General features: G+C 65.0%; 13 protein-coding genes and 3 pseudogenes. 3 read left to right on the forward strand and 13 right to left on the reverse strand.

The features are described from left to right. Positions 1-29 precede the first annotated feature (29 nt). The 9 genes from J3489_RS12650 to mltG form a co-directional block, all read right to left on the reverse strand. Positions 30-1097: a glycosyltransferase family 4 protein gene (locus J3489_RS12650; protein WP_206998410.1), complete on the reverse strand. Its 1068-nt coding sequence runs from the start codon at positions 1095-1097 to the stop codon at positions 30-32. 220 nt (positions 1098-1317) lie between these two features. After that, on the reverse strand, positions 1318-2709 hold the full coding sequence (otsA, locus tag J3489_RS12655; RefSeq protein WP_206998412.1) for an alpha,alpha-trehalose-phosphate synthase (UDP-forming): 1392 nt from the start codon (positions 2707-2709) through the stop codon (positions 1318-1320). Between the two features lie 104 nt (positions 2710-2813). Then, positions 2814-3167 carry a Rap1a/Tai family immunity protein gene (locus J3489_RS12660; RefSeq protein ID WP_206998414.1) on the reverse strand — a complete coding sequence of 118 codons (354 nt, stop codon included), beginning with the start codon at positions 3165-3167 and terminating at the stop codon, positions 2814-2816. A gap of 94 nt (positions 3168-3261) precedes the next feature. Further along, entirely contained in the window at positions 3262-4041 is a 780-nt protein-coding gene (locus tag J3489_RS12665) for an ankyrin repeat domain-containing protein (protein ID WP_206998525.1), read from the reverse strand. Positions 4042-4092: 51 nt separating this feature from the next. Continuing rightward, on the reverse strand, positions 4093-4884 hold the full coding sequence (locus tag J3489_RS12670; RefSeq protein ID WP_206998416.1) for a TatD family hydrolase: 792 nt from the start codon (positions 4882-4884) through the stop codon (positions 4093-4095). Positions 4885-4941: 57 nt separating this feature from the next. Continuing rightward, positions 4942-5460, reverse strand: a complete 519-nt coding sequence (locus J3489_RS12675; RefSeq protein WP_206998417.1) for a GNAT family N-acetyltransferase — start codon at positions 5458-5460, stop codon at positions 4942-4944. 10 nt (positions 5461-5470) lie between these two features. Next, positions 5471-6499 carry a DNA polymerase III subunit delta' gene (locus J3489_RS12680; RefSeq protein WP_206998420.1) on the reverse strand — a complete coding sequence of 343 codons (1029 nt, stop codon included), beginning with the start codon at positions 6497-6499 and terminating at the stop codon, positions 5471-5473. A gap of 46 nt (positions 6500-6545) precedes the next feature. Continuing rightward, positions 6546-7172 (reverse strand): dTMP kinase, encoded by a 627-nt coding sequence (gene tmk / locus J3489_RS12685; protein ID WP_206998422.1) that lies wholly within the window; start codon positions 7170-7172, stop codon positions 6546-6548. Positions 7173-7175: 3 nt separating this feature from the next. After that, entirely contained in the window at positions 7176-8186 is a 1011-nt protein-coding gene (mltG, locus tag J3489_RS12690; RefSeq protein ID WP_206998424.1) for an endolytic transglycosylase MltG, read from the reverse strand. A gap of 78 nt (positions 8187-8264) precedes the next feature. Here mltG and ygfZ point away from each other — a divergent pair, with 78 nt between their 5' ends. Together ygfZ and J3489_RS12700 are read left to right on the forward strand one after the other, a co-directional pair. After that, positions 8265-9353, forward strand: coding sequence for a CAF17-like 4Fe-4S cluster assembly/insertion protein YgfZ (gene ygfZ, locus J3489_RS12695; RefSeq protein WP_206998426.1), 1089 nt, complete (start codon positions 8265-8267; stop codon positions 9351-9353). A gap of 10 nt (positions 9354-9363) precedes the next feature. Continuing rightward, positions 9364-10188, forward strand: a complete 825-nt coding sequence (locus J3489_RS12700; RefSeq protein WP_206998427.1) for an NRDE family protein — start codon at positions 9364-9366, stop codon at positions 10186-10188. On the opposite strand, the pseudogene J3489_RS37600 reads toward J3489_RS12700, so the two are convergent. From J3489_RS37600 to J3489_RS12715, 3 pseudogenes are all read right to left on the reverse strand, one after another. After that, positions 10119-10568: pseudogene (locus J3489_RS37600) on the reverse strand (IS4 family transposase); the annotation flags it as partial. The gene J3489_RS12700 and the pseudogene J3489_RS37600 overlap by 70 nt on opposite strands. Positions 10569-10716: 148 nt before the next feature. Then, positions 10717-10863, reverse strand: a pseudogene (locus J3489_RS12710) (transposase); the annotation flags it as partial. Between the two features lie 3 nt (positions 10864-10866). Next, positions 10867-10998: pseudogene (locus J3489_RS12715) on the reverse strand (IS5/IS1182 family transposase); the annotation flags it as partial. Positions 10999-11137: 139 nt separating this feature from the next. Here J3489_RS12715 and J3489_RS38795 point away from each other — a divergent pair. Next, the gene (locus tag J3489_RS38795) at positions 11138-11374 is read left to right on the forward strand and encodes a response regulator transcription factor (protein ID WP_374193450.1); all 237 of its coding nucleotides are present in this window, start codon (positions 11138-11140) and stop codon (positions 11372-11374) included. Positions 11375-11652: 278 nt separating this feature from the next. Here J3489_RS38795 and J3489_RS12725 read toward each other — a convergent pair whose 3' ends face one another. Continuing rightward, entirely contained in the window at positions 11653-12108 is a 456-nt protein-coding gene (locus J3489_RS12725; RefSeq protein ID WP_206998431.1) for a GNAT family N-acetyltransferase, read from the reverse strand. Between the last annotated feature and the right edge of the window lie 8 nt (positions 12109-12116).

A 12116-nucleotide genomic window follows, 5' to 3' on the forward strand; every position in this document is an offset into this window, starting at 1 on the left:
CCGTTTTCATTGGCTCACTGCTAACGCGTTCAGTTCGACGTCGTGTCGACCACCTTGAAGCGCGAGCGCTTCTGCGCGCGAATCACGGCCTGGTACGCCTCGAGATACTGCTTGGCCATCCGGTGCGACGTGAAGCGCTCTTCGAAGCGCTGCCGGACACGCTTGCGCGGCACCGTATGCAGGCGGTTGACGGCCGCCACGGCGCTGATCTCGTCTTCGACGATGAAGCCCGAGATGCCCTCGTCGATCACTTCCTGCACCGCGCCTCGATTGAACGCGATGACCGGCGTGCCGCAGGCCATCGCTTCGATCATCACTAGGCCGAACGGCTCCGGCCAGTCGATCGGGAACAACAGCGCATGCGCGCCCGACAGAAATTCGGCTTTCTGATGATCGGCGATCTCGCCGATGAACTCGACGTGCGGCAGATCGAAGAGCGGTTTGATGTCGCGTTCGAAGTATTCGCGGTCGGCGGCGTCGATCTTGGCGGCGATCCGGATCGGCAGCCCGCAGCGCGACGCGATGCGGATGGCCGTGTCGACGCGTTTTTCCGGCGAGATCCGGCCGAGGAACGCGAGGTACCGCTGCTCGACCGGCTGCGGCGTGTAGAGCATTTCCGGCAGACCGTGGTAGACCGTCGTCAGCCATTTGGCCTGCGGCAGCGGCGCGCGCTGCGAATCGGAGATCGAGATCACGGGCGCCGTGTTGAACGTGTCGAACACCGGCTGCTGCTCGGGCAGGTCGAGGCGGCCGTGCAGCGTCGTGACGAACGCCGTGTCCTGCCGCTTGAACAGCGAGAACGAGTAGTAGTCCATGTGGAAGTGCAGGACGTCGAACTCTTCGGCCTGACGCCGCACCATTTCCATGAGCAGCATGTGCGGCGCGATTCGGTCGCGGATCGCCGGGTCCAGGCGCAATGCGCGCGGCCACACCGCTTCGAGTTTCGCGCTCGTCTGAGAGTCGCCGCTGGCAAAAAGTGTCACATCGTGGCCGAGATCGACCAGCGCCTCCGTGATGTACGACACGACGCGCTCCGTGCCGCCGTAGAGCTTCGGGGGCACCGACTCGGTCAGAGGGGCGATCTGCGCAATCTTCATGTTTCTGGCTCTCCATGTCTGGACGGGCAGGCCGTCGCAGGTAGCGGCTCTCGCGGCCGCTGGGTTCCCCGGGGGGCGGCAACTCGCCGTTCCGGCCGCTGCCCCGCCCGCTTCTTCGGTTCATCTCGCCTCGATTATCGCGGATCGTGCGCAAACCGACGGGAAGTATTGCACTTCCTCGGTCCTGTTACAGTCGCGAAACATCCGAGCTTGGGGTTGCTCAGGGCCGGCGCACGGGCACGCCGCGCAGATCGGCCAGGAACGCGTCGCGCCAGACGCCGAGATTGTTCTGGCGCAACACCGCCATGTTGGCCTGATGGCGGCGCTTGCGCTCGGCGAGCGGCATCGACAGCGCACGCTGCAACGCCTCCGACATGCCGGTGATGTCGTGCGGATTGACGAGCAGCGCGGACGTAAGCTCGTCGGCGGCGCCCGCAAAGCACGACAGCACGAGCACGCCGGGATCGTCCGGATTCTGCGCGGCGACGTACTCCTTCGCGACGAGGTTCATGCCGTCGCGCAGCGGCGTGACGAAGCCGACCTGCGACTCGCGAAAGAGCGACATCAGCTTCAAGCGGTCGTAGCGCTGGTTCAGGTAGCGAATCGCCGTGTAATCGAGCCCCGAATAGCGGCCGTTGATCCGTCCGGCTTCGTACTCGAGGTTCTGGCGGATTTGCTGATAAGTATCGACGTCGGAGCGCGTCGGCGGCGCGATCTGCACGAGCGTGACGTTGCCGCGCCACTCGGGCGCCTTCTCGAGCAGCTGCTCGAACGCGCGAAAGCGTTCGACAAGGCCTTTCGAATAGTCGAGCCGGTCGACGCTCATGATGAGCTTGCGCCCTTCGAGGCTTTCCTTGAGTTCCAGCACGTCCTGGCGGCTTTCGCAGCGCTCGGCCTGCGCGGCGATCTCGTCCGGAAACACGCCGATCCGGTAGACGCCGGTGCGAAGCGTCCGGCCGAACGCCTCGACCTGCCCGCCCGGCCCCACGGTGCCGCGCGCGTGGCGGACGATGTAGTCGTGAAAGGCGGTCTGGTCCGTTTCCGTCTGGAAGCCCAGCAGGTCGTAGCAGCACAGCGACTTCACGAGATCCTCGTGCGGCGGCACGTTGAGCAGGATCTGCGGTGACGGAAATGGAATATGCAGAAAAAAACCAAGCCGGTTGCCGATGCCTTCCTGGCGCAGCGCCTCGGCAAACGGAATCAGGTGGTAATCGTGGACCCAGACGATGTCGTCCGGGGCGAGCAGCTTGATGAGCTTGTGCGCGAGCCACGCGTTGACGCGCCGGTAGCCCGCATAGTCGTCGCGCTCGTAGACGGCGAGATCGTTGCGATAGTGGAACACGGGCCACAGCATCGCGTTCGAAAAGCCGCGGTAGTACTGGTCGTAGTCGCGCCGCGGCAGGCCGACGGTAGCGAAGGTGACGGCGCCGTCCACTTCGAGCGTCGGCCCGGCGTTCGCGACCGTCTCGCTGACGACGTCCCCGCTCCAGCCGAACCACACGCCGCCCATATCCTTCAACGCACCGAACACGGCGACCGCGAGGCCGCCCGCCGAGCCTTTGGTTTCCGTCGGCGTCGCGACGCGGTTTGAGACCACCACTAAGCGGCCCATGGCGTCAGCTCAGCTCACTCAGTACGCGCCGGGCCGCCCCAAGCGCACTGACTGCCCCCTCGGGGGGCAGCGAACGCAGTGAGCGTGGGGGCTGTTTCATTTCATTAGTTCGGCTTGCACGGGAACGCCTTGCCGAGTCCAAGCGCGATCACCGTGCTCGCGTTGTAGTTCGCGGAGTTCGGATTTTCGGCGACGTATTTGCGCACGGCATCGGTCATCTGTTGCGTGCGCGTGTCCGGCGGCAGGCAGAAATATTGGCCGACCCGCGGGCCGGTGGTGCCGCCGATGGCGTCGATCGTGTTGTACACGCCGTCAGCCGCGCCCTCGATATAGGCCGCACATGCGCTGCGCGATGCAACGTCGGTCCTCGTGCACAGCTTGTTGAGGTCGCCTCCCGTGAACGCGGCGGCCGTAAGCGGCACGGCCAGCGCGCCGGCGCATATCAAAGCCCGCAGCATGGTTTTCCTTTCATTTGAGCGGTGTATCGCGGTGTGGGGATCGGCGTTCAGAGGCCGATTGAATGAGCGCGGCGAGCGCCGCGCTGCAACTTGGTTATTTTGCACTGTTTTGTGACGCGGCAGGCGCCGCGGACGGAGTCGTCTGCACGCTCTGCAGCCGCGCCGTCAGGCCTTCGGTCACGTCTTTCGCGTGATATTGCTTCGCGAAATCGAGCGCGGTCAGGCCTAGCTGATTCTTGATGGTCGGATCGGCGCCCGCGTCGAGCAGCACCTTGACGGTCGTGATGTGATTGCCGCGCGCGGCCATCATCAGCGGCGTCGTGCCGTTGGGCGAGCCGGCGTCGATGTAGGCCGAGTGGTCGATCAGGAGCTGCACGACGTCGTCATGGCCGTTCGCCGCCGCGTAGTGCAGCGGCGCCCAGCCCTTCTTGTTGACCTCGGCGTCCTTGCTGATCAGAAGCTTGACGAGGTCCACGTCGCCGTTCAGCGCGGCGAGCATCATCGCGTTCTCGCCGGCCGGGTCGAGCTTTTCGAGGTCCGTTTTCGGGTTCGCGATCAGCGCGGCCGCCACCTGGTCGGACTTTTCGCGCGCCGCGATCACGAGGATCGGCATGCCGTTCTGATCGGTGAGGTTCGGGTCCATGCCGTTCGCGAGCTGCTTGTCGACTTCCTTCACGTCGTCGAACTTGACCGCCTTGATCATCGTGTCGGCAGGCGACGCGTACGCGGCCTGCGAAACGAACGCCGCGCACATCAGTCCGCCCGCGAGCGCCAGCGAAACGCGTCCGGCGCGCCGGACGATCCCATGACGCAGCGCGCCCGAATGGTTCGAAGCCGTCGCGATGGCTTGCGACTCAGTCATGATATTGTTCATATTCAACTTTAATTTCCATCCCTAGTGCTTTGATAATAATGAACTTTGTGATCACGCTACAACGGGCGCCGCGCTCTTGAACAGGTGGAAGAAGTTCTGCGTCGTGGCAGCGGCCAGCTCCGCTTCCGGCATCTCGCGCTGCTGGGCGATGAAGCGTCCGACATAACTTACGTACGCAGGTTCATTGGGTTTGCCGCGATACGGCACGGGCGCAAGGTATGGCGAGTCCGTTTCGATCAGGAGACGCTCGAGCGGCACGCGCCGCGCGACGTCCTGCACGTCGGTCGCGTTCTTGAACGTGACGATGCCCGACAGCGAAATGTAAAAATTCTGTGCGAGCGCGCGTTCGGCAATTGCCCACGGCTCGGTGAAGCAATGCATCACGCCGCCCGGCACGCCTGCCCGCTCCTCTTCCATGATGCGCAGCGTGTCGTCGGACGAGGCGCGCGTGTGGACGATGAGCGGCTTCATCGTCGCGTGCGCTGCGCGGATGTGGGTGCGAAAGCGCTCGCGCTGCCACTCCATGTCGTCGATCGTGCGGCCTTCGAGGCGGTAGTAGTCGAGCCCGGTCTCGCCGATCGCGACGACTTTCGGATGCCCGGCCAGCTCGACCAGCTCGGCGACGCTCGGCTCTTTCGCATCCTCGTGATCGGGATGCACGCCGACCGACGCGTACACGTTGTCATACGCGCGCGCGATCTCGAGCACCGACGGCAGCGTCTCGAGATCGACCGACACGCACAGCGCATGCGTGACATCGTGCGCGCGCATGTTTTCAAGCACCTGAGGCAGCCGGTCGCCGAGACCTTCGAAGTTGATATGGCAGTGCGAGTCGACAAACATCGTGAGTTCCTGTGCGACAAGAGTGAAGCGGAAAAGCGTGCGCGCCGGACGCGACGGTCAGACCGCCGCCGGCTTGGCGTCCGTCAGCCGTCGGCCCACGATCACGAGATCGCGCTCGACGCCGTCGAGCACCGCAACGCGGGGCAGGCGCCCCCAGTCGTCGAACCCGAAACGGCGAAAGAGCGCGAGGCTCGGCGCATTGTGGCCGAAGATGAAGCCGAGCACGGTGTCGATGCCCAGGCTCGGGGCCACGTCGAGCGCGGCGGCGAGCAGCGTCTTGCCGAGCCCCTTGCCGCGCGCGCTGTCGTCCAGATAGATGCTCACTTCGGCCGTGCGCGAGTACGCGGGGCGCCCGTAGAAATCGGAGAAGCTGAGCCACGCGATCACGCGCCCCGCCTCCTCGACGACCCACAGCGGCCGCGCGTTCGGCCCGTGCGCGTGAAACCACGCGATGCGGCTTTCGACCGTGACCGGTTCGAGATCGGCCGTCACCTGACGCGAGGCCACGGTCGAATTGTAGATGGCGACGATCGCGGGCAAGTCGTCGAGCGTGGCGTCGCGGTAGGAAAGGCTCATGGGCAGCTCGTTATGCAAACAGCTCGCGATAGCCGATAAACAGCGCTTCGAATACGAGGCGCGCGTTCAGCGGATGGTTTTCGACGGCGCGCTGGCGCGTGACCGTCCGCATGAAGCGCGCGAACGCGTTCGCGTCGACCTGCGCCGCACAACGCGCGAGCGCAGCCGATGCCGACGGGAAATAGCGCGGCGCCCCCGCCGTGCGCTCGGCGAGCAAATCGTAGAGCCAGCGCTGCATCCAGCCGAGCACGACCGGCACGGGCAGTTTCTGCAGCGTCTCGCCGCACGCGAAGGCATCGCAGTCGGCGCCGGCGGCGAGCTGCGTCAAGGTCCAGTCGCGCAGCACGCGGTTTTCGTCGACGGCGAGCGCGAGCGCCGCAAGCGGCGCGCCGCCCGCCTCGGCAAGGAGCGCCGCGGCGTCTTCGACGCCTTGCGCCGCGAGCCATTGCGCCGCCGTCTCGGGAGCCGGCGTCGACATCGGCCATTGACGGCAGCGGCTCACGATCGTCGGCAGCAGCCGGTCGACGCGCGCCGACACCATCAAGAACACCACCCCGGCGGGCGGTTCCTCCAGCGTCTTCAAAAGCGCGTTGGACGCGGCGACGTTCAGCGCCTCGGCCGGGTATGCCACGACGACGCGCGCCCCGCCCCGATGCGAACCGACGCCGACGAAATCGAGCAGCGCACGCACTTGCTCGATCTTGATTTCCTTGCTCGGCGTCTTCGTCTTCTTGCCGTCGTCGGCATCCGCTTTATCGTCGTCGGCGGCCGCCGCCGGGCCCGCCTCGGCGGCCAGCGCCTCGGGCAGCAAGATCCGGTAGTCGGGGTGATTGCCTTGCACGAACCAATTGCACGCGGCGCACGTGCCGCAAGGTTCGCCGTTCGCGGCGGGCGATTCGCACAAGAGCCCTTGCGCGAGATGTTGCGCGAAGCGCAGCTTGCCGATGCCGGCTTGGCCGTACAGCAAAAGCGCATGCGGCCACTGTGCGCGCAACTGTTGCAGACGGTTCCAGTCGTCGGTTTGCCACGGGTAAATCATGTTCGGCTTTCGTTCGCTAGACGGTTGTAAAGGGGAATGCGGCGGATCACGCGGTGAGGCTCGCGATGAGGCCTTCGAGCGTTTCCTGGATGCGCGGGATGCTTTGCGTCGCGTCGACGATCGCAAACCGGTGCGGCGCCTCTTCCGCGCGCCGCAGGTATTCGGCGCGTGTGCGCGTGAAAAACGCTTCCGATTCGCGCTCGAACTTGTCGGGCGCGCGCGCGGCGCCTCGCCGCTCGCTTGCGGTATCGGTCGGCACGTCGAACAGCACGGTCAAATCCGGCCCGAAGCCGCCCTGCACCCAGCGCTCGAGCGCTTCGAGCTTGTCTCGCGGCAAGCCGCGGCCGCCGCCCTGATACGCGAACGTCGCGTCAGTGAAGCGGTCCGAGAGCACCCAGTCGCCGCGCGCGAGCGCCGGCTCGATCACAAGCGCCAGGTGCTCGCTGCGTGCCGCGAACATCAGGAGCGCCTCGGTCTCCAGATTCATCGGCTGATGCAGCAGCATCTCGCGCAGCGCTTCGCCAAGCGGCGTGCCGCCCGGCTCGCGCGTGACGACCACCGCGCGCCCCGAAGGCGCCAGCGACGCTGCGAGGCGCTCGCGAAACCAAGTCAGGTGCGTGGTCTTGCCCGCACCGTCGATGCCTTCGAACGTAATGAATTTCCCGCGCGCCATCGTTTATTGACCTCGAATGTATTTGTCGACGGCCTTGTTGTGGTCGTCGAGCGTGTCTGAGAACTCGCTCGTGCCGTCGCCGCGCGAAACGAAGTAGAGCGCGCTGCTTGGCGCCGGGTTCATCGCCGCTTGCAACGAGGCGGCGCCCGGCAGGGCGATCGGCGTGGGCGGCAGGCCGGTACGCGTGTACGTATTGTAGGGAGTGTCGGTCTGGAGATCGCGCTTCTTCAGGTGGCCGGCATAGGCGTCGCCCATGCCGTAGATGACCGTCGGATCGGTCTGCAGCGGCATGCCCACGCGCAGGCGGTTGTCGAACACGGCCGCGACGAGCGGCCGGTCGCTCGCCTTGCCCGTTTCCTTTTCGATCAGCGACGCCATGATCAGCGCCTCATAAGGCGTCTTGTAAGGCAGACCCGGCGCACGCGCCGACCACGCTTCGTTCAAGCGCAGCTTCATGAGCTTGTAGGCGCGGCGGTAGAGGTCGAGGTCGCTCGTGTCCTTGTCGAACAGATACGTATCCGGAAAGAACAGACCCTCGGCGTTGGCCAGGCCCGTTTCGGTCGCGCCGATCGCCGTCAGAAGATCGGCGTCGCTCATGCCGGCGGTGTCGTGCTTGACAGCCGGGTTCGCGTCGATTTCTGCGCGCATGCGCTTGAACGACCAGCCTTCGATGATCGTTGCCACGTACTCGTTCACATCGCCGCGCACCATCTTTTGCAGCAGATCGTAGGGCGTGATGCCGGTCTTGAATTCATAGTTGCCGGATTTCACCTCGCTTTGCAGGTTCAAGATGCGCGTCATCGCGATGAAGAGCTCCGGCTCGACCGGCACGCCGCCGCGATTGAGTTGCAGCGTGACGCTGCGCACGGTGCTGTGCGGCTTGATCGTGACATCCAGCTCCGGCTGCGCTAGCGTGAGCGGGCTGATCGCCCAGTGATAGCCGCCGGCGCCGACGGCGGCAGCGAGCACGACAACAGCTGCCCCGAGGACGAGGCATTTCTTCAGAAGGGACATGCGGAACATGGCTCAGAGGGACCTCATATAATAACTGCTCGCCTACGCCAAAGTCAGGATTGACTGCATACCGATTCCATGAATGTCCCCAACACTTCAGCGACTCCCGCGCCGGCCGTAACGGCACCTAACGCGGCAAGCCACGCGCCAACCCACGCAACCGCCGCTCCGTTGCCGCTCCTGCCCCGGCCCGCCGCCGTCGAATTCGAGGCCGTCCTCGAACGCGGCGCCTACACGACGCTTACGCAGTTCGGCGTAATCGACGTGCACGGCGACGATGCCGCCAGCTTCCTGCACAGCCAGCTCACCAACGATGTCCAGCATCTCGATGCCGCCACCGCACGCCTCGCCGGCTATTGCTCGCCGAAGGGGCGCCTGCTCGCGTCGTTTCTGAGCTGGCGTACGGGCGACACGATCCGCCTGCTGATTTCGAAGGATCTGCAAGCGGCAGTGCAAAAGCGCCTGTCGATGTTCGTGCTGCGCGCGAAAGCCAAGCTCGCGGATGCGAGCGCGCAACTGACGGTGGTCGGTCTCGCCGGCGACGTCAGGAAAGCGCTGTCGCAGGTCTTCGATGCGCTGCCCGACGCCGTGCACGTCCAGGTCGACGGCCCCGCCGGTTCGCTGATCCGCGTGCCCGATGCCGAAGGCCGTGCGCGCTATCTGTGGATCGGGCCGCAGGCGGAAGTCGCCGCGCGCCGGCCGTTGCTCGACGGCACGCTCACGCAGGTCACGCCTGCCGTGTGGGACTGGCTCGATATCCGCGCGGGCGAGCCGCGCATCACGCGGCCGGTCGTCGAGCAGTTCGTCCCGCAGATGGTCAACTTCGACGTGCTCGGCGGCGTGAACTTCCGCAAGGGTTGCTATCCGGGCCAGGAGATCGTCGCGCGCAGTCAGTACCGGGGCACGATCAAGCGGCGCATGGCGCTTGCGAACGTCGCCGGGGAGTTGGCGGAGGTCGGCGCCGGCGGCGAACTCTTTCATTCGGACGATCCCGGCCAGCCGTGCGGACAGATCGTCAATGCGGCGTCGGCCCCGGAAGGCGGCGTCGACGCGCTCGTCGAGATCAAGCTCGCGGCGCTAGAGAGCGGCTCGGTGCATCTGGGCGCGGCGGATGGCCCCGTGCTGCGTTTCCTGCCCCTGCCGTATTCGTTGCCGGCCGACGTTTGATACCCGCGCGATGTGCCTGATCGTCTTCCACTGGCGGCCCGCCGCCGGACACGGCCCGCTCCTTACGCTGACCGCCAATCGCGACGAATACTTTCGACGCACGGCCGATCCGCTCGCCTGGTGGGCCGATGCGCCCGACCTCCTCGCCGGACGCGATCTGACGGCGGGCGGCACCTGGTTGGGGGTGTCGCGCGACGGACGCTTCGCGGCGCTCACGAACTACCGCGCGCCGAACGACATGCGCCCGGACGCGCCGACGCGCGGCACGCTTGTGTCGGCGTATCTGCAGGGCGCCCCGCTCGCGCCGCTCGACTACCTTCATCGAGTCGCCGAAAACGGCGCCGCCTACAACGGGTTCAATCTGCTCATCGGCGATTTCACGCGGCGCGAACTCGGCTGGTATTGCAATCGCTCGTCGGCCGCGCCGATCCTGCTCGATGCGGGCGTGCACGCAATTTCGAACGCCGTGCTCGATACGCCGTGGCCGAAGCTCGTGAGAAAGCGCGACGAATTGCGCAAGCTGCTGGAGCGCGATCCGGCGCCGCCGCTTGCTTCGCTGATGGAATTGATGCGCGACCCGCGCACCGCACACGACGACGAATTGCCGTCGACGGGCCTCACGCTGGAGCGGGAGCGCGCGCTGTCGGCGGCCTTCATCGAGACCGCGGAATACGGCACGCGCGGCACGACGGCGCTGCGGGTGAATGTGCGCGGCGCGGGCTGGCATGTCGATATCGCCGAGCGCAGCGACGACGACGGCACGCATCAGCTCGCGCGGCCCGGCAACTTCGAGCGATCGTTCGCGTTCGAGATCGAGCGGATCGCGCGCGGCTGAAGTAACGCCGGCAAGGTATTGGCGGCGACATGGACTTCCTTGAGTCCGAGCCGGATCGCCTTGGCGCCGGGTTCGCCAATGCCCTTGTGGCCGAGGAAGCCACCCAAGCGCGCGATCGAGCGTAACACTCGTTAAGCTTGGGCTTAGCCGACTGCTTGACGTGGGTAAGCCGATACGCGCCGCGAATCTCGTCGGGATCGAAGAACAGTTCGGCATCCAGATCTTGGCAAGTGCGTCCCATACGCATCAAGTGTGCGAGAAGCGCCAAGCTGCCACCAGAAACCGCTCCAAGGCCCGCTCGAGCCGCTCAATCGTGCCCAGTTGCAATGCCTCCACGCGGCAACCTCATTCTTCAAAACGCGGAACAAGATCTCAGCTTCGCACCCTCAGGCAAAGCCCGGTCATGGGCCGCGCGAATCAGCCAGTCTGCCAGTGCGCCCAACTCCTGCGCCCGCAGCATCAGCGCCAGCATGCCCGCCTCGCGAAGGCGAACGTCTGCGCCGCCTCGCCGGCGGATACGCGCACGCGACGGATCAACCAGCGCAACCCATTGAATATTTCTTGCAGATCATGTCGGCGTTGCGCACCGTCTTCTCGCACCAGTGTCAAATACGGCACCACGAACGACCACTCCTCGTCGCTCACATCACTCGGGTAAGGCTTGCGGGATTTCATCCCCGCAAACAGGCTGAACAGCCGCGCCGTGTTCCTGGCCAGCTTATAGCGCACCTTGCGATGACGAAGCAGGATCTTGATGTTATGAAACCGATGCTCGATCCGAGCGCAAATCCGCGCCTTGGTTCGCTCCAGCATGAATGCACAAGAATATTCCAATGCATTTGCTATTGAAGATTTATTGTTGGCGTGCTTTTTTCGTAATTCAGCAAAGAAATTGACCCAACAAGCATCAGATGACCGCCTCATTTGTGCCATAAGAGCGTCTTGCCACATGAAGCAATCCCCCCCAACCCAATCACTCGTCAGCGGATCACTTACGCCGAGACAGCTAGAAATAGCGCGGCATATCATTGCTGGCCGAACGGCGAGTGAAATATCTCAACGACTCGGTCTGTCGCGTCGAACCATTGAGACGCACGTTGACAATATGAAATCGAAGCTCGGCTGTATGAACAGAACAGAGCTAATTTTGCGACTTTCACATCTTGAAATAGCGGGGCCGCCATAAGATGCTGGATAGGCAAAAAACCCTTCTCCTGACCATTGCCTTATAAAACCCGAGACAGAGCGAGCCGATTTCAATGATTTCATTGTTCGCCTAGGGGAAACGCTGATCAAAGAGTTCATTGCCTGCGTGGCCATGCCCTCGCGAGTCACGCGCGCAGTTGCGCCAGCCGCTGCTGCGCGGCCTCCCGCAGCTTGCGCTCGGAGTCGCGCAGCAACCGCCTTAACACTGTGCGCTGGCGTTTGAGCACTGGACACAGACGCCCGAACGGAGCGAAAAGCTCAAGCCTCGGCTTCCGGCCCGCGCAGCACGCGCACCATCTGCACATGCGGTATGCCGGCCTCCTCGAATTCCTCTCCGATGACCGCAAAGCCGTGCCGCAGATAAAACGGCACTGCGGAACGCTGCGCGTAGAGCTCGACATGCGCGTCTCCGCGCTGCTGGGCATGGCCGATCAACGTTTCGAGCACGCACGAACCGACGCCGCCGCGCCGCGCTTCGCGCAGCACCGCCATGCGGCCGATCGCGCCCGTCGCAAGCAAGCGCCCCGTACCGACCGGATGACGCTCGCCGAGCCGCTCGCTGTACGCGACGGCATGCAGCGCATCGGTGTCGGCCGCGTCCCATTCGAGGTCCGCCGGAATTTGCTGCTCTCGCACGAAGACTGCGTCGCGCACGCGCGCGGCGTCGGGACCGAGCGTCGCCCAGTCGCCTACGTGCAGGATGATCTTGCTCATCGACGTCT

This window comes from Trinickia mobilis (genome assembly GCF_017315705.1).
GTDB classification, from domain to species: Bacteria; Pseudomonadota; Gammaproteobacteria; order Burkholderiales; family Burkholderiaceae; genus Trinickia_A; species Trinickia_A mobilis.